This window comes from Mesorhizobium sp. M1348 (assembly GCF_040317925.1).
Taxonomy (GTDB): domain Bacteria; phylum Pseudomonadota; class Alphaproteobacteria; order Rhizobiales; family Rhizobiaceae; genus Mesorhizobium.
Genome location: NZ_JAMYLH010000001.1, coordinates 167,837 through 184,740, shown reverse-complemented (window position 1 = coordinate 184,740; position 16,904 = coordinate 167,837). Strand labels below are relative to the sequence as shown.

12 protein-coding genes are annotated in these 16,904 nt (G+C 62.4%); 2 read left to right on the top strand and 10 right to left on the bottom strand.

Features of this window, described 5'->3' with window-relative positions; translation table 11 throughout:
* Nucleotides 1-158: 158 nt before the first annotated feature.
* Nucleotides 159-1,061: a DMT family transporter gene (locus NKH13_RS00910; RefSeq protein WP_352909928.1), complete on the top strand. Its 903-nt coding sequence runs from the start codon at nt 159-161 to the stop codon at nt 1,059-1,061.
* Nucleotides 1,062-1,146: 85 nt separating this feature from the next.
* Here NKH13_RS00910 and serA read toward each other — a convergent pair whose 3' ends face one another.
* The 5 genes from serA to glmM form a co-directional block, all read right to left on the bottom strand.
* The gene (serA, locus tag NKH13_RS00905) at nt 1,147-2,745 is read right to left on the bottom strand and encodes a phosphoglycerate dehydrogenase (RefSeq protein WP_352714418.1); all 1,599 of its coding nucleotides are present in this window, start codon (nt 2,743-2,745) and stop codon (nt 1,147-1,149) included.
* Nucleotides 2,746-2,919: 174 nt separating this feature from the next.
* On the bottom strand, nt 2,920-4,095 hold the full coding sequence (locus tag NKH13_RS00900) for a phosphoserine transaminase (protein WP_352909927.1): 1,176 nt from the start codon (nt 4,093-4,095) through the stop codon (nt 2,920-2,922).
* Nucleotides 4,096-4,277: 182 nt separating this feature from the next.
* Nucleotides 4,278-5,051, bottom strand: coding sequence for an outer membrane protein (locus tag NKH13_RS00895; RefSeq protein ID WP_352909925.1), 774 nt, complete (start codon nt 5,049-5,051; stop codon nt 4,278-4,280).
* Between the two features lie 232 nt (nt 5,052-5,283).
* A complete protein-coding gene (locus tag NKH13_RS00890) occupies nt 5,284-6,111 on the bottom strand; it encodes an outer membrane protein (RefSeq protein WP_352909924.1) in 828 nt (275 codons plus the stop codon).
* Between the two features lie 226 nt (nt 6,112-6,337).
* Complete coding sequence (glmM, locus tag NKH13_RS00885; protein ID WP_292664754.1) at nt 6,338-7,690, bottom strand: phosphoglucosamine mutase; 1,353 nt, start codon at nt 7,688-7,690, stop codon at nt 6,338-6,340.
* 874 nt (nt 7,691-8,564) lie between these two features.
* Between glmM and NKH13_RS00880 the strand changes: the two genes are divergently transcribed.
* Nucleotides 8,565-9,227, top strand: a complete 663-nt coding sequence (locus NKH13_RS00880; protein WP_502914227.1) for a hypothetical protein — start codon at nt 8,565-8,567, stop codon at nt 9,225-9,227.
* Nucleotides 9,228-9,937: 710 nt separating this feature from the next.
* Here the strand turns inward: NKH13_RS00880 and ftsH are convergent.
* From ftsH to tolB, 5 genes are all read right to left on the bottom strand, one after another.
* Nucleotides 9,938-11,863, bottom strand: a complete 1,926-nt coding sequence (ftsH, locus tag NKH13_RS00875) for an ATP-dependent zinc metalloprotease FtsH (protein WP_352517047.1) — start codon at nt 11,861-11,863, stop codon at nt 9,938-9,940.
* Between the two features lie 105 nt (nt 11,864-11,968).
* Entirely contained in the window at nt 11,969-13,441 is a 1,473-nt protein-coding gene (gene tilS, locus NKH13_RS00870; protein WP_352909919.1) for a tRNA lysidine(34) synthetase TilS, read from the bottom strand.
* A 54-nt stretch (nt 13,442-13,495) separates the two neighbouring features.
* Entirely contained in the window at nt 13,496-14,602 is a 1,107-nt protein-coding gene (gene ybgF / locus NKH13_RS00865; RefSeq protein ID WP_352909917.1) for a tol-pal system protein YbgF, read from the bottom strand.
* Nucleotides 14,603-14,790: 188 nt separating this feature from the next.
* Nucleotides 14,791-15,297 (bottom strand): peptidoglycan-associated lipoprotein Pal, encoded by a 507-nt coding sequence (gene pal, locus NKH13_RS00860; RefSeq protein WP_023677992.1) that lies wholly within the window; start codon nt 15,295-15,297, stop codon nt 14,791-14,793.
* A gap of 298 nt (nt 15,298-15,595) precedes the next feature.
* Complete coding sequence (gene tolB, locus NKH13_RS00855) at nt 15,596-16,879, bottom strand: Tol-Pal system beta propeller repeat protein TolB (protein WP_502895839.1); 1,284 nt, start codon at nt 16,877-16,879, stop codon at nt 15,596-15,598.
* Between the last annotated feature and the right edge of the window lie 25 nt (nt 16,880-16,904).

Here is a 16,904-nt window from a genome sequence, read left to right as displayed (position 1 = left end):
CTCTATAGCGTCAAGACCCGGCGAGCGCGACCATTCTTTGCCGCCGAAAACGCTCCGAGGCACAACAATTTTCGCCTTTGACATCATTTACTTGCGCGAGCTGCCGCAATAGGCCCGCAACGACCGCGCATTTCTCTCTGCCTGGCCGGAATGTCACGATGCATCGAGCCGCCTACCTATTCCTGCTGTTCACCACCTTGCTGTGGGGCGGCAACTCCGTGGCCGGAAAGCTGGCGGTCGGTCATATCTCGCCGATGACGCTCGTCTTCCTGCGTTGGCTGCTGGCGGTTCTGATCCTGCTGCCGATCGGCTGGGGAACGCTGCGCCAAGACTGGCCAGTGGTGCGCAGGCACTGGTTGCTGCTTGGCGGGCTCGGCGCTTGCGGCTTCGCCTTCTTCAACACGATCTTCTACACGGCGCTCAACTACACGACGGCGATCAACGTCTCGATCGAGCAGGCGGCGATCCCGATCGTCATCATCATCGCCAATTTTGTGTTCTTTCGCCTGCGCGTCAATGGCGTGCAGGTCATCGGCGTCGTGCTGACCATCGCCGGTGTCGCGGTGACGGCGAGCCATGGCGATCCACGCCAGCTTCTCAGGCTGGATCTCAATTTCGGCGACGCGATCATGCTGGTCGCCGTGCTTTGCTACTCCTTCTATTCGGTGGGGTTGCGGCTGAAGCCGGTCATCCGCTGGCAGAGCCTGATGCTGGCGCTGTCGGTTGCCGCACTCATCACATCGCTGCCTTTCTTCCTGTGGGAGATTGCCGCCGGCAAGGTCATCGTTCCCGATACCCGCGGCTGGGCGGTCGCGTTCTATACCGCCATCGGTGCTTCGGTCATGTCGCAGATCTTCTATATCAGGGGCAACGAGCTGATCGGCGCCAACCGGGCCGGCCTGTTCATCAATCTGGTGCCGATCTTCGGTACGCTGCTGTCGGTGCTGATTGTCGGTGAGACATTCCAGCTCTATCAGGCGCTTGCTCTCGCGCTGGTGCTCGGCGGCATCAGCCTCGCCGAATACAGCGGACGGAAGATGGCGGCATCCGCCGCTGAATGAAGTCGCTTGCCGCGACGTTCCACTACGGATCCATCAACGACCGTGGAAGCGCCCCGCGTGCTGCTGCACACGGGGCGACCGAGTTTCAGGCTACGCCGACATCGAAATGCAGCCGCTTGGCGGAGTCGATCGACTTGTGCGAGCGCACCTGCGCCAACACGTTTTCCGGGAATGGCGCATCGAGATAGAGCAATGCAATGGCATCGCCGCCCGGCCGGTTGCGGCCGAGCTGGAAATTGGCGATGTTGACGCCGTTCTCGCCGCAGACCGTGCCGAGCAGGCCGATGATGCCGGGCGCATCGGCATTGGTCGTGTAGAGCATGTGCTGGCCGACCTCGGCGTCGAGATTAATGCCCTTGATCTGGATGAAGCGCGGTTTGCCATCCGAGAAGCAGGTGCCGGCGATCGAGCGCGTCCTGTGCTCGGTCTTGACCGTGAGCTTGATATAGCCGTCGAACACGCCGGATTTGTCGCGCTTGACCTCGGCGACGATGATGCCGCGCTCCTTCACCATGATCGGCGCCGACACCATGTTGACGTCGGAGACCTGCGGCCGGATCAGCCCGGCAAGGGTGGCGCTGATCAGCGCGCGCGTGTTCATCGTCGCGGTCGAGCCGTCGAACAGTATCTCGACCTCCTTGATCGGATCCTCGGTGACCTGTCCGACAAAGGCGCCGAGCACTTCGGCAAGCTTGACGAAAGGTTTCAGCCGCGGCGCCTCTTCGGCGGTGATCGACGGCATGTTGATGGCGTTGGAAACGGCGCCCTTGATCAGATAGTCGGACATCTGCTCGGCGACATGCAGGGCGACATTCTCCTGCGCTTCGGTGGTCGACGCGCCGAGATGCGGCGTCGCCACGACATTCTCCAGGCCGAACAGTTCATTATACTCCGCCGGTTCGACCTCGAACACGTCGATGCCGGCGCCGGCCACCTTGCCGCTTTTCAGTGCCGCGATCAGGTCGGCCTCGACGACCAGCCCGCCACGCGCACAATTGATGATGCGCACACCGGTCTTCATTTTGGCGATCGCCGCGGCGTCGATGATGTTGCGCGTCTTGTCGGTAAGCGGTGTGTGCAGCGTGATGAAGTCGGCGCGGGCGAACAGCTCGTCGAGCTCGACCTTTTCGACGCCGAGCTCCTCGGCGCGGCTGTCCGACAGGAACGGATCGAAGGCGATGACATGCATCTTCAGGCCGACGCCGCGCGTAGCGACGATCGAGCCAATATTGCCGCAGCCGATGATGCCCAGCGTCTTGCCGGTGATCTCGACACCCATGAAGCGGTTCTTTTCCCATTTGCCGGCATGGGTCGAGGCGTTGGCCTCCGGTATCTGGCGGGCCAGCGCGAAGATCATGGCGATCGCATGCTCGGCGGTGGTGATCGAATTGCCGAAGGGCGTGTTCATCACGATGATGCCCTTGCGGCTCGCCGCCGGAATGTCGACATTGTCGACGCCGATGCCGGCGCGGCCCACGACCTTCAGCCTGGTCGCGGCGTTGATCAACTTCTCCGTGACCTTTGTCGCCGAGCGGATGGCCAGCCCATCATACTGGCCGATCACTTCGAGCAGTTTTTCCTTGTCCTTGCCGAGATCCGGCAAATAGTCGACCTCGATGCCGCGATCCCTGAAGATCTGCACGGCGGTGGTGGAAAGTTTGTCTGAGACGAGAACACGGGGCATTGCTTGTTCCTTTGCGATTGGCGCCCCTCCCCCTTGAGGGGAGGGTCGGCGCGAAGCGCCGGGGTGGGATCGGTGCGGCCGGACGTGGCCAAATCTTTCTGGATGGTGGATCGGTGAGCTGGGCGGAGGCGACCCCACCCGGCCCTTCGGGCCACCCTCCCTCGAGGGGAGGGATCAGGCCGCTGCCTTCAGCGACGCCTTTTGCGCGGCAAAGGCCCAGTCGAGCCAAGGCAGCAGCGCTTCGAGGTCGGAAGTCTCGACTGTCGCCCCACACCAGATGCGCAGGCCGGGCGGTGCATCGCGGTAGGCGCCGATGTCATAGGCGACGCCTTCCTTGTCGAGCGCCGAGACAATTGCTTTGGCGAACGCAGCCTGTCCGTCGGCGTCGAGTGCAGCGACATCCGGATCGGTGAAGGAAAGGCAGACCGATGTGTTCGAACGCGTCGCCGGGTCGACGGCAAGATGGCCGAGCCAGGAAGATTTCCGGACAAAGCGATCGAGAACAGCGGCATTGGCATCCGCTCTGGTGACCAGCGCGTCGAGGCCGCCGATCGACTTCGCCCAACGCAGCGCGTCGAGATAGTCCTCGACGCACAGCATCGACGGGGTGTTGATGGTCTCGCCCTTGAAGATGCCTTCGATCAGCTTGCCGCCCGAAGTGAGGCGGAAGATCTTCGGCAGTGGCCAGGCCGGCTTGTAGCTTTCCAGACGCTCGACGGCGCGCGGGCTGAGGATCAGCATGCCGTGCGCGCCCTCACCGCCCAGCACCTTCTGCCAGGAGAAGGTGACGACGTCGAGTTTCTGAAAATCGAGCTTTTGCGCAAAAGCCGCCGAAGTGGCGTCGCAAATGGTCAGCCCCTTGCGGGTGGCCGGGATGAAATCGCCGTTCGGCACGCGCACGCCCGACGTCGTGCCGTTCCAGGTGAAGACCACGTCGCGGTCGAAGTCGATTTTGGTCAGGTCGGGCAGTGCGCCGTAGTCGGCCTCTAACCTGCGCACATCGGCGAGCCTCAGCTGCTTGACCACATCGGTGACCCAGCCGGAGCCGAAGCTCTCCCAGGCGACCATGTCGACGCCGCGTTCGCCGAGCAGCGACCACAGCGCCATTTCGACCGCACCGGTATCCGAGGCCGGCACGATGCCGATGCGGTAATCCGCCGGAACCTGGAGGATTTCCCGCGTCAGCTCGATCGCTTGTTCGAGCTTGGTCTTGCCGATCTTGGCACGGTGCGAGCGCCCGAGCGCGGCATTTTTGAGCGCCTCGACCGACCAGCCGGGGCGTTTTGCACAAGGACCTGAGGAAAAATTGGGATTTGCCGGACGGAGTCCGGGCTTCGTATGCGTCGTCATCGTGGTCTATCCTTCCAGATAGTGGCCCCTCGTTGGGGAGGGGTGGCCCACGGACGGCGATATGCGTTCAGGCTTTCGGCGTCAAGGGGAAAGTTTTTGTCGCTGTCGGGATATTGCCGGCGGCGAAACGCAAACGGCGGGCCTACGACCCGCCATTGTTAACGCCTCGGCTTCGATCGAGCCTACCAGAGATCGTAGCGCAGTCCGACTTTGACTTGATGATTGTTGATTCCTTTGCGGATCGGAAAAGAAGTCAGGCTCTCGGCAGTCACATATTCGGCGTCTGGCGCGGAAAAATACTGATAGCCCAGATCGACTGAGACATTCTTGGACACCTGGTAGGCAAAGCCGGCATTCAGCGTGTAGGCGAAGGAGTACTGGGTCTTGTTGTCATGCCGGACGAAATCGTCGGTGGGGTCGGCGTTGTCGGTGAAGTAGCTCGCCGAGAGGCGACGCTTGCTCTGCAGGATACCGATACCAGCGCCGAGATAGGGCGTGATTCCGACATACGTGCCAAGATCGACGTAGCCATTGAGTATGCCCGAGAAGGCATGGTTCTTCAGGGATGCTGATGCCACCGTCGCCGTTGCCGGTAGCACCACAATCCCTGTATCGTCGTAACCGATGTCGATCTTGTTGCCGGGCAGATAACCGACATTGAGATCGGCGCGCAGATAGTCGTTGAAATGGTAGCCGAAGCCAATGCTGGCGAAGATGGGATCTTCCTTTTCGTCGAAGCTCGCGGGCGTGAAGGCGAAATCCTCATCCTTGAAGCTCTTCTGCACCAGATAGGAGACATCGCCGCGCAGATACCATCCCGAGCCAACCTCGACCGGCACATAATCCGGCGCCTGGTCGACATAGACCGGCGGATCGTAATCGGCGCCAAGCGCCGGCGTCAGCGGCATCAGGACGACTGCTGCAAGCGCCAGTGCTACAGGCGATTTGAATGTCATGGTCCTCGGCTCCCGAACTTGGCGCATTCGCGATCGCGCGCCGTTTCAGGGAGCATTGTTAACCATAGTGGTTAAGTGCGGGTTAAGGATAACAAGGCGTTAGCAATTGATTTGATCCGTTTGCGCCCCTCGAGCTGGACGGTGTCACAGAGCGTCGCAGCATCTTCAGGCAGCCAAACGAAACCGCCCGGCATCAGCCGGGCGATCGACAAATTCCTCGATTTCGAAGCGCTTACTTGGTGTAGACCGGCTCCGGCTCCGGAACATAGGGTTCCGGTTCGACGCAGTCCGATCTGCCGAACTGATAGCGCAGGCCGCCGCGCACCTCATGAACATTGATGCCGTCGTCATAGCCGGGGCCGACGCCGCTGCCGAAGTCGAACATCTTCCCACCGTTTATATGGCTGTAGCGGTAGCCGACGTCGAGCTTGACGCGATCGGTCAAACAGTAGGATGCACCAACCATGGCAGCATAGGCAAAACGCCAGCCCTTGCCGCCGTGGTGGAAGAATTCACCGTCTTCATCACTGTTGTGGAGTGTATCCCACTTAACCCAGGCACCGCCGATGCCGGCACCGACATAGGGCGTGATACCGTGCCATGTGCCGATATCGACATAGGCGTTGGCGAGCAGCAGCAGCGCCGTATAGGACGAGGTGTCGACCGAAGTACAGGGATCTCCATCGAGACAGATGCCGCTGGTCGAGCCGCGGAAAGTGGATTTGCTCATCCAGTCCGCGGTCAAGTCGGTGCGGAAGTGCCGGTCGATTTGATAGCCGACGCCGGCACCGGCCGAGAAGGCACTCTTCAGCTTGCCGCTGTCAAAAGTACCTGTCCCGGGAGGCGGTCCGTAGGTGATGTAGTCGGCGCCGCGAAACTTCGACCAGTGATAGTCGATGTCGCCGCGGATATACCAGCCGCCATACTCGGCCGGCGGCTCGTAGACGACCGGTGGCGGTGCCTCCTCGACCACGGGCGGCTCGGCGAAATCGGCGGCGAATGCCGGTCCGGCGCCGGCAAACAGCGCGGCCAGGAGAGCCATTCTTGCTGTGTTGAACATGCTTATCACCCCTGAGAACCCTCGAACGGCGAACGCGCCCGAAATGTGATTGATCTCAGTTGTGGATAATGAATCGGAAAGGTTAAAAGGCGTTTAACCGTATCGATTAACCACGAATCTCTAAAGTCCAAGGAATCTGGCGACCGTTGCTGTAGCAGGACTGACAGGCGATCCAACAAAAAGCCCGCCGGAAAGGCGGGCTTTTTGAACTGACGTTGGAAGGAGATCAGGCGGCGCTGCGCGTTTCTGAAATGACCTCGACGATGTCGTTGACGACGGACTCGACAAGCTGCGGGTCATCGCCCTCCGCCATGACGCGGATGAGCGGCTCCGTGCCGGATGGCCGGATGACCAGGCGCCCGGCCTTGCCGAGGCGATTGCGCGCATCTTCGATCGCTGCCTTGACCGGCGCCTCTTCCAGAGGCTTGCCGCCGGAAATATGCACATTCTTCAAAAGCTGCGGCACCGGCTCGAATTTCTTCGACAATTCGCTGACCGGCCGGTTCTGCCGCTTGATGCAGGCGAGCACCTGGAGCGCCGAGACGAGGCCGTCGCCGGTGGTCGAGAAATCGGACAGTACGATGTGGCCCGACTGTTCGCCGCCGACATTGAGCCCATGGGCACGCATGTGCTCGACGACATAGCGGTCGCCGACCTTGGTGCGATGCAACTGCAGGTTCATGTCGCCGAGGAAGCGTTCGAGGCCGAGATTGGACATCACCGTCGAGACGACGCCGCCGCCGGCCAGCCGTCCGCTCTGGTGCCACGACTCGGCGATCAGCGCCATGATCTGGTCGCCATCGACGATCGCGCCGTTCTCGTCGACGATGACGACGCGGTCGGCATCGCCGTCGAGCGCAATGCCGATGTCGGCGCGCACCTCGTGCACCTTCTTTTGCAGGCCGGCCGGATGGGTCGAGCCGCATTCCTTGTTGATGTTGAAGCCGTTGGGCTCGACATTGATGGCAACGACCTCGGCGCCGAGTTCCCATAGCGCGTCAGGCGCCACCTTGTAGGCGGCGCCATTGGCGCAATCGACGACGATGCGCAGCCCCGACAGCGACATTGAGCGCGGCAGCGTGCGCTTGGCGAATTCGATATAGCGGTCATGCACGCCGTCGACGCGTTTGGCGCGGCCGAGCCCATCGGAATCGGCGAGCGCCAGTTCGATATCCTTGTCGAGCATCCCCTCGATACGCTCCTCGATCTCATCGGACAGCTTGTAGCCATCGGGGCCGAACAGCTTGATGCCGTTGTCGTAATAGGGGTTGTGCGAGGCAGAAATCATCACGCCGATATCGGCGCGCAGCGAGCGCACCAGCATGGCAACTGCGGGCGTCGGGATCGGGCCGAGCAGGAAGACATCCATGCCGGCGGCGCACAGGCCGGATACCATCGCGTTCTCGATCATGTAGCCGGAAAGCCTGGTATCCTTGCCGAGCACGACGCGGTGGCGGTGGCTGCCGCGCTGGAACGAGAGGCCGGCGGCCATGCCGACCCGCATGGCGACCTCCGCCGTCATTGGAAACTTGTTGGCGCGCCCACGAATGCCGTCCGTACCGAAATAATGTCCTGCCATGTTCGCCAGCTTCCCGATGGTTCTTTCCGAGCATCTCATGCCATAAAATGGCCCAAGCCCCGTCATCACATTGTATGATTATGGACGACCAATCCTTAGAAAATTGTTGTTTTGTGTGTTTTGCGTCACGCTAGTGTGTTGATTTTCAAGTTTCGAGCCCTTGTTGCGGCAGCAGCATCAGAAACGTCAACCTAAAACCTCATCTGGATCCTTTGGTTAGTGGCAGTGTGGCCTTGAACCCGAATCCGCATCGTGCTGCTCCAGACAGAGGTAGGCTCAGGTCCGCCGCACCCGCCGATTTGACTGGCTGTCATGCGACGCAGTGTCTTCGCTGGGAACCAGCCATATGCGCGCTCTCCGTGCAATGCACCCGGACGAACTTGGCTGGGAGACAGTCCCGGCAACGAATTCATCACCTTAAAGAAAAGAATGCACCTCTAAATTGTCTCTACGCTACTTAGCATCTGGCGCAACCAGCCGTTGAGCGCTATTGCTGCACTGGGACATATCATGAACCGCCATAGGGAGAAAACGCATGCTCATCCACCGACTTGCCACTTTGACGGGTCTTGCCGTCGCGACCTTATTCCTGGCGGCGCCTGCCAATGCGCTGACCATGGCCGAGTGCAGCACCAAGTATAACGCGGCCAAGGATGCGGGAACGCTTGGCGGGCAGAACTGGAACCAGTTCCGCAAGGCCCAATGCGGCACCGATGCCACCGCCGCTACGACCGATCCCGCCCCAGCCAAAGCCACGGCCAAGGCCGCCGACACCACCAAGGCAGCCGCCGGCGACGATGCGGCGCCTGGCCTGACGGCGAAGGAGTGCAGCACCAAATACCAGGCGGCAAAAGCCGCCGGCACGCTGAACGGCATGAAGTGGAACGATTTCCGCAAGACCGAATGCGCCGCCGGCGCCACTGCAGCCGCACAACCCGCCGCCGCGACCAAGGCTGCGGCAGCCGCCGCCGACGACGCTGCGCCTGGGCTGACGGCCAAGGAATGCAGCACCAAATACCAGGCCGCCAAGGCTGCCGGCACGCTCAACGGCATGAAATGGAACGATTTCCGCAAGAGTGAATGCGCCGCCGGTGCAACTGCAGCGGCACAACCTGCCACGGCACCTGCCAAGGCGACGACAGCTGCCGCGACCGATACCGGCAAAGGCCTCAGCATGGCGGATTGCAGCGCCAAATATCAGGCTGCCAAGGCCGGCAACACGCTGAACGGCATGAAGTGGAACGACTTCCGCAAGAGCCAATGCGGCGCCGGCGCAGCCGACGACAACACCCTGCCGGCTCCCGATGCCAAGTACACCGGCGATCCGCAACCGCCGACCATCACCGCCCCCCAGGGCGTGAAATTCCCGACGGCGATCTCCAAGAAGTACGCAACCGAGACCCCGGCCAAGGGCCGCATGCACACCTGCCTCGACCTCTATTACGCCAACAAGGACGCCAACACGCTGGGCGGCCTCAGGTGGATCCAGAAAGGCGGCGGCTTCTACAGCCTCTGCAACGCCAAGCTGAAGAGCTGACCGCGGCATCATTCGACGATAGGAGCCCGCGAGCCGCAAGGTTCGCGGGCTTTTTTTTATTGCCGAACAAGTGCGAGGGCCTTCCGAGGTCGAACCAACTGTCAGGTCGCGTTCCTTCGCTCCCTCTGTCTCGCCGGCATCGATCTCGGCAACACCGGAACCCCTCACAGCCGGAAACAAAAAACCCGCCTCGGCGGGCGGGTCGGCGGCGCCAATTGACACCATAGCCAAATTAGTAGCACAGCTGCCGGCACAAAGCAAGAACAAAATGTGGCACCGTCGGCAAAAATACGAACTTCATCCTCCAGCGCGCTTTGTCGATCTTCCCGAAATTGTCAACGAGGACGATAGAAGGCCCATTCCTTCGCGCCCCTCTCTGGGCGAACCACCTGGCATCTCCCCACGAGGGGCGGGCTATCGCGGGTTGGAAAGCCGAGGCTTTCACTCTACGATGGACCCCCACCCCTAACCCCTCCCCACAAGGGGGAGGGAGACTTCCGTTGGCGCTAACCTCGGGCAGATTGCCTGCCTTTCGGCGCCAAAGAGGAAGGAAAGGCGCGCGGCAGCATTCCCTCCCCCTTGTGGGGAGGTTTAGGGTGGGGGTCCATCTTCGCAACAATCCAAATGCGATTGTCGTGTCGCATTCCCCAAAAGAAAACGCCGCGGTTAGAGCCGCGGCGCTTCGAAGTCGATCTGTCCTGGGCCGGAGCCTAGCTTGACGGCTGGGGTTCCATGCCGCCTTCGGGCTCGGGGCCTTTCTTGCGGCGGCCGGACTTCGGCACGGCCGAGCCGCGGCTCGGCGGTGTGTCGTCGCCAAGGTCGCGTGCGGGCTTATTGCCGGCGATCAACTGCTTGATCTCCTCGCCGGACAGCGTCTCGTATTCGAGTAGGCCTTGCGCCAGCGCGATCCATTCCTTCTTTTTCTTGGTCAGGACGGACCTTGCCGTCGAATAGGCCTCGTCGATCAGCCGGCGCACTTCGGCGTCGATGATCTGCGCCGTCTCTTCCGAGATGTTCTGCGTGCGCGCCACCGAATGGCCGAGGAACACCTCCTCCTGGTTGTCGCCATAGGCGACATGGCCGAGCTTGTCGGAGAAGCCCCAGCGCGTCACCATGGCGCGCGCCAGCTTGGTCGCCTGCTCGATATCGGAGGAGGCGCCGGAGGTGATGTTCTCCTTGCCGAATTTGAACTCCTCGGCGACACGGCCGCCCATCATGATGGCGAGGCGCGAGATCATGTATTTGTAGCTCATCGAATAGCGGTCGCCTTCCGGCAGCTGCATGACCATGCCGAGTGCCCGGCCGCGCGGGATGATGGTCGCCTTGTGCAGCGGATCGGCCGACGGCACGTTGAGCGCCAGGATGGCGTGACCGGCCTCGTGATAGGCGGTCAGCTCCTTCTCGGCCTGCGTCATCGCCGACGAGCGGCGCTCGGCGCCCATCATGATCTTGTCCTTGGCGTCCTCGAATTCGGCCATGGTGACGAGGCGCTTGTTGCGCCGCGCCGCCATCAGTGCGGACTCGTTGACCAGGTTCATCAGGTCGGCGCCGGAAAAGCCCGGCGTGCCGCGCGCGATCACCTTGAGGTCGACATTGGGCGCCAGCGGCACGTTGCGCACATGCACTTTCAGGATCTTCTCGCGGCCGACGATGTCGGGGTTCGGCACCACCACCTGGCGGTCGAAGCGGCCCGGCCTCAGCAGCGCCGGATCGAGCACGTCGGGCCGGTTGGTAGCGGCGATCAGGATGATGCTTTCGTTGGATTCGAAGCCATCCATCTCGACCAGCAGCTGGTTCAGCGTCTGCTCGCGCTCGTCATTGCCGCCGCCGAGGCCGGCACCGCGATGGCGGCCGACCGCGTCGATTTCGTCGATGAAGATGATGCAAGGCGCGTTCTTCTTGGCCTGGTCGAACATGTCGCGAACGCGGCTTGCGCCGACGCCGACGAACATCTCGACAAAGTCCGAGCCCGAAATGGTGAAGAACGGCACGTTGGCTTCACCGGCGACCGAGCGGGCGAGCAGCGTCTTGCCGGTTCCGGGAGGACCGACGAGCAGCACGCCGCGCGGGATCTTGCCGCCGAGCCGCTGGAATTTCTGCGGGTCGCGCAGGAACTCGACGATCTCTTCCAGATCTTCCTTGGCTTCGTCGACGCCGGCGACGTCCTGGAAGGTGACGCGGCCGTGCGCTTCGGTCAAAAGCTTGGCCTTCGACTTGCCGAAGCCCATGGCGCGGCCGGAACCGGACTGCATCTGGCGCATGAAGAATATCCAGACGCCGAGGATGAGGATCATCGGCAGCCAGGAGATCAGGGTGCCGAACAGCGAATTGGAGCCGTCGGATTCAGGACGCGCATTGATGGTGACGTTCTTGTCTTGCAGCCGCGAAACCAGCGACGGGTCCCCAGGAGAATAGGTCTGGAAGCCGTTGGAACTGTCAGTGTAGTTGCCGGAGATACGAGCGCCGGCAATGGTCACCGACTTGATCCGTCCCGCCGCGACTTCCTGCAGGAACTGCGAATAGGGGACATCGCTCGAGGCTCCACGCGTCTGCGGCGTCTGGAAAAGATTGAAGAGAGCGATGAGCAGGACCGCTATGATCGCCCAGAGCGCGAGGTTGCGATAATTCGGATTCATCAATTGTCCCGTTGGCGCCGCTGGGCGGACACGCGTCGTGAGAGGAAACTTGGCCCTAACATAGGGAGAGCGTCTCCCCTTGCCAAGCATAACAGCAGGTCTCGGTTAAGCTTTCGCCCGTGGTAGGCCGGCACTGTGGCCGCCGAATGGCGAGGCTGGAACCGGCGCCGCGCCAAGCAAGGCGGCGACGGCATCGGCCGGCGCCAGATCGAAAGACGGCAGGAAACGGGCGAAGGGCGCGACTGCCGGATATGCGGCGACAGCCGCCGGCATCGGACCTTCGCCAGGCAAACCAAGGCATTCGCCATCCCGCCATAGCGCCGGCTCAGCGGCCAAGGCGGCACGTACAAGGCTTGCCGGCGTGCCACGCCCGGCAATTGCCCGCTTTGCGGCAAGAGCCGCCCCGAGCGGTGCCACCAACAGCGGTGCGATCAACAATGCACCTGAACTGTCGCCCAATGTGATCCGTCTGCGGCCGTCCCAAAGGGCATTGTCGGAAAGCGCAACAGTGGGCGGCAGATCGCGCAATTCGCGATGCAGAAAGGTACCGGTACGCCGGGCATCGATCACGGTCCGCGACAATGTGGCACAAAGCGGCCCGGTGCGGAGCCGGCCGAAAAGGGCTTCGCTGCGGGCCTGGTCGGGAAGGAAGGCGGTGCCGCCGATCGCCGCCAGCAGAATGCGCAGCGCATAAATGGCCGCCCGGCTGTCGCCTTCCATCGCAAAATCCCGATCGAGGCGGACGAGGCCGGCGGCCGGCCTGGAGGCCAAGCTGCGGATCAGCATGGCCGCGCGGTGTCCCAGCTGCTCACGCTCGACCGCCGCCTTTCTGGCCAGCGCCATCGTTTCAGCCATGCGAGGCGCATCGTCGCCTTCAACAAGTGCTGCGCGGACGCGCGGCCGCTCGAAAGCGGTGTCGGCATTGGTCGGATCTTCGATCCAGGCGACCTGTTCACGCCGCAGGAATTCGCGCAGCTCAGCACGCCTTATGCCGAGCAGCGGCCGCACGATCCAGTGCCGCCACTCGTAGAGGGTTGCCGGCGCCATGCCGGCAAGGCCCCGCCCTTCATCGCGCGGCCCGTCGTCGCCTCGCCCTTCTTCACTTGGCCCTCCATCACTTGCCCGCTCGTCACGTGCCCACTCGTCACGTGCCCACTCGTTACGCGCTTGCCGCATCAGCACGGTCTCGGCCTGGTCGTCGGCGGTGTGCCCCGTCAGGATCAGGCCGATGCCTGCCGCTTCGGCGGCCTCGGCGAGCAGCCGGTAGCGCGCCTCGCGCGCGGCGGCGGGCAGGCCGGTCGATGGTTTGTGCCCCGACCAGGCGAGGATGCGATGGGCAATGCCGCGTGCTGCGCACAGCCTGGCCACGGCTTGCGCTTCCGCTGCCGCTTGCGGTCGCAATTGGTGATCGATCGTCACCGCCAGCAATTTCGTTGCCGGCGCGGTACGGTCGAGATGGGCTTTGAGGAGGAGGAGAAGGGCGGTCGAGTCGCTGCCGCCGGACACGGCCGCAACAGCGCCGTTGGAAAAGTCGATCCGCGAAAAATCCGAAAGGTCAGGCTCGGTGTCGAGCGTCATGCATGTCGCCCAAAAGTGGGCCCGGTTTTGGGGCAACGACATGCAACGGAAAAACTAGCACGCCGCGAGCGCCCTTTCCTGCTTGACCCGCTCCTTGAGCGCGCCGGAAATATCGGGGTAGCGCTTGCCGATCTCGCTGAAGGTGGCACAGGCCACGTCGCGCTGTTTCAGCCCGACCAGTGAAACGCCGAGCTTCAACAGCATGTCGGGCGCCTTCTTGGCCTTGGGATAGTCCTTGCTGGCAGCGAGGAAAATCTCGGCCGCATCGCGGTATTTCTGCTGGCCGAGCAGCGATTCACCAAGCCAGTAATGCGCGTCCGCCGCCTTGGCGTCCCGGGGAAAACGAGCGATATGGTCGCGGAAACCCTGTTCGGCGGTGCTGTAGTCGCCCGACAGGATGAACTGGTAGGAGTTTCGGTAAAGCTCCTCCGGATCGTTGGTCGAGGGGAGTGCCGCGACCACCGTATCATCGGATTTACCGGCCTTGTTGCCGGCTGCGCTGGCGCCGTTGGCTGGGGCCGTATTCTGGTCCGGCGCGTTCGCCTGCGCATTGCCGCCGGCTTCGACGACATTGCCGTTTTTGTCGACGGTGATCGTGCCGAACGTCTTGGGCGGCGCGCCGGGGATCAGCTTGCCGGGATCGCCGCTCGGCGATTCGATGATGACGTCCTCGACGCTCTTGTCGCCGGCTGGCGGCGTGTCCGCAGCAGCCGGAGCCTGCGTTGCCGGCGCCTCTGCCACGTTGCTGTCGCTGTTGGGGCTGTCGCTGCTGGGTCCGGCCTCGGACTTCTTCTGCTCGGCCGGCTGCTGCGCGCCTTGACCGCCTTCCAGCTGCTGGAAGCGGAATTCGTTGTCTTCCTGCTGCTTGCGGATCTGCTCCTGCATCTGCAGGACCTGGAAATTGAGTTCCTCGATCTTGCCGTTCATCTGCCGGAGCTGTTCCTCCAGCGCCGGAGTGCCGGTGCCATCCTGTTGCGCGAATTGAACCTGATCCGGCTTTTTCTTTTCGCCGAAAATGCCGGGCAGTTTGATCGTCGGCAGATGGAAGGAAAAACCGCTTTCCGATGACTGCCCGGTGCCGCTTGCCCCGTCAGCAACTGCCGAGATACTTGATACGAGCAGCAGCGCAAGCGTGCCGCTCAAGACCGATCTGAAATGCATGTGCCTCTCGCCGTGAAACCATTGTTGCGCGCCTCTCACTCGAAGTAGACCAGCCAACTGGGGACTAGCCAGACGCTCTCGGCTCTTAACAGGACGTGAGACTTCGGCCAAATTTTGTTTGGAGCGAGCAGATATGAAAAAGGCGGCCCTTTGGCCGCCTTTCGCACCAAGTGTTGCATTAATGCCGATCAAGAACCGGCGCCGCCCAGCGTGGTTACGGCGCGGCGGTTCTGCGACCAGCAGGAGATGTCGTCGCAAACCGCGACCGGACGCTCCTTGCCGTAAGAAATGGTCTTCAGGCGCTGCGCCGAAACGCCCTTGGCGACCAGGAAGTCTCGGGTGGCAGCAGCACGGCGGGCGCCGAGCGCCAGATTGTATTCGCGCGTGCCGCGCTCGTCGGCATGGCCTTCGATGACGATGGCATACTGCTTGTACTGGTTCAGCCACTGCGCCTGGCGCGACAGCGTCGTCTGCGCATCGGCGCGGATCGAGGACGAATCGGTATCGAAGAAGATGCGGTCGCCGATGTTGACGGTAAAGTCCTGGGCCGACCCGGGCGTTGCCGCGCCAGCGCCGTTTAGGCCGAGATCGGCGGCGCTGTTCGGCGTCTTCTTCGAGGCGCAACCGGTGATCGCGAGCATCGCGACGAGCGCGATCATGACCGGGTTTGTGGTAAGTGCTGCGATACGGCCCATGCCGCCTCTCCTTCGCAATTCGAGTGATTTCATTGATCGTCCAGTAACCACGTTTGGGTTAACCGACGCTCAAGAAACACGGTTAAAATTTGGTTTCGGCTGCCGTCCGCAGCCTTCGTTGCAGGGGGCGCCCCGACGGGTCATCCAAGGCTACACAATGAGCGCGGACCGTAGGCGGAAATGCGGCCAAAACGCGACCATCGGGTGAAAACAAGGCCGGAAACGGCGCTTTTCGGCCACCGTTGCCGACGTGCAACTGGGAGCAAAGGATGCTCGAATTGAACATCCTTGCCCGGAACTATTCGAGCAGCGGCGACCAGGCCGGATCCGAGGCGAAGTTCGCCGTCGGGATCGACTGTTCGTTGCGGCCGGTGAGATCGACCGAAACAAGTTTTGGTCCGCCATTGGAATCGCGGAAGAACATCAGCACCCGGCCGTTGGGCGCCCAGGTCGGCCCCTCCTGCTGAAAGCCGGTGGACAGGATGCGCTCACCCGAACCGTCGGTGCGCATGACGCCGATCTGGAATTCGCCGCCGGTCTGCTTGGTGAAGGCGATGAGATCGCCGCGCGGCGACCACACCGGCGTCGAATAGACGCCGTCGCCGAACGAGATGCGGGTCTGGCCCGAGCCGTCGGCGCCCATTACATAGATCTGCGCGCGGCCGCCGCGATCCGAGGTGAACACCACCTTGCTGCCGTCAGGCGAGTAGGACGGTGAGGTGTCGATGGCGGTCGAATTGGTAAGCCTGGTCGTCGAGCGGCTTCTCAGGTCCATGGCGAAGATGTTGGAATTGCCGTCATCGCGCAGCAGGCTCATGATTACTTTCTGGCCGTCCGGCGAAAAGCGCGGCGCAAAGGTCATGCCGGGGAAATTGCCGACCAGCTCGCGCTGCCCCGTCTCGATCTGCAAAAGGTACACCCGCGGCTGACCGCTCTCATAGGACATGTAGGTGATTTCCTGCCGGTTCGGCGAGAAGCGCGGCGTCAGCACGATCGATTTGCCGTTCGAGAGATAGCGGACGTTGGCGCCGTCCTGGTCCATGATGGCAAGCCGCTTCTTGCGCGCATTCTTGGCACCGGACTCGTCGATGAAGACGACGCGCGTGTCGAAATAGCCCTTCTCGCCGGTCAGCCGCTCATAGATGGCGTCGGCGATGATATGGGCGACGCGCCTGGTATTGGCGTCGTTGGCGAAGAACTGTTCCCCCGACATCTGCTGGCCGGCAAAGGTGTCCCACAGCCGGTACTGGGCGCGGACACGGCCGTCAGCCTCCTTTCCGACACTGCCGGTGACCAGCGCCTGCGCATTGATCACCTTCCAGTCTTCGAAGCGCGGCGTGGCATCCGGGTTCGAGATCTTTTCAATGAAAGCGCTTTTGTCGATCGGCGCGAACAGGCCGGAGCGTTTCAGGTCGGCACTGACGATGCCGGAAATCTCGGCGCCGAGCGCATCGCCGCCCTGGAAGTCGGTGATGGCGATCGGCAACGGCTCGACATTGCCCTTGTTGACGTTGAGCTCAACGAGCGCCCGCGCCGGCAGGGTGGCGGCGGCAGTCATGCCCAGCGCCATCGCTACGATCATCAGGAGCGGCTTGAGGATGGATTTC

What these genes read in the sequence shown, in the direction of transcription:
- NKH13_RS00910 (WP_352909928.1), top strand. Translation starts at nt 159, where the DNA reads ATGCATCGAGCCGCCTACCTATTCCTGCTGTTCACCACCTTGCTGTGG.
- serA (WP_352714418.1), bottom strand. Translation starts at nt 2,745, where the DNA reads ATGCCCCGTGTTCTCGTCTCAGACAAACTTTCCACCACCGCCGTGCAG.
- NKH13_RS00900 (WP_352909927.1), bottom strand. Translation starts at nt 4,095, where the DNA reads ATGACGACGCATACGAAGCCCGGACTCCGTCCGGCAAATCCCAATTTT.
- NKH13_RS00895 (WP_352909925.1), bottom strand. Translation starts at nt 5,051, where the DNA reads ATGACATTCAAATCGCCTGTAGCACTGGCGCTTGCAGCAGTCGTCCTG.
- NKH13_RS00890 (WP_352909924.1), bottom strand. Translation starts at nt 6,111, where the DNA reads ATGTTCAACACAGCAAGAATGGCTCTCCTGGCCGCGCTGTTTGCCGGC.
- glmM (WP_292664754.1), bottom strand. Translation starts at nt 7,690, where the DNA reads ATGGCAGGACATTATTTCGGTACGGACGGCATTCGTGGGCGCGCCAAC.
- NKH13_RS00880 (WP_502914227.1), top strand. Translation starts at nt 8,565, where the DNA reads ATGAAGTGGAACGATTTCCGCAAGACCGAATGCGCCGCCGGCGCCACT.
- ftsH (WP_352517047.1), bottom strand. Translation starts at nt 11,863, where the DNA reads ATGAATCCGAATTATCGCAACCTCGCGCTCTGGGCGATCATAGCGGTC.
- tilS (WP_352909919.1), bottom strand. Translation starts at nt 13,441, where the DNA reads ATGACGCTCGACACCGAGCCTGACCTTTCGGATTTTTCGCGGATCGAC.
- ybgF (WP_352909917.1), bottom strand. Translation starts at nt 14,602, where the DNA reads ATGCATTTCAGATCGGTCTTGAGCGGCACGCTTGCGCTGCTGCTCGTA.
- pal (WP_023677992.1), bottom strand. Translation starts at nt 15,297, where the DNA reads ATGGGCCGTATCGCAGCACTTACCACAAACCCGGTCATGATCGCGCTC.
- tolB (WP_502895839.1), bottom strand. Translation starts at nt 16,879, where the DNA reads ATGATCGTAGCGATGGCGCTGGGCATGACTGCCGCCGCCACCCTGCCG.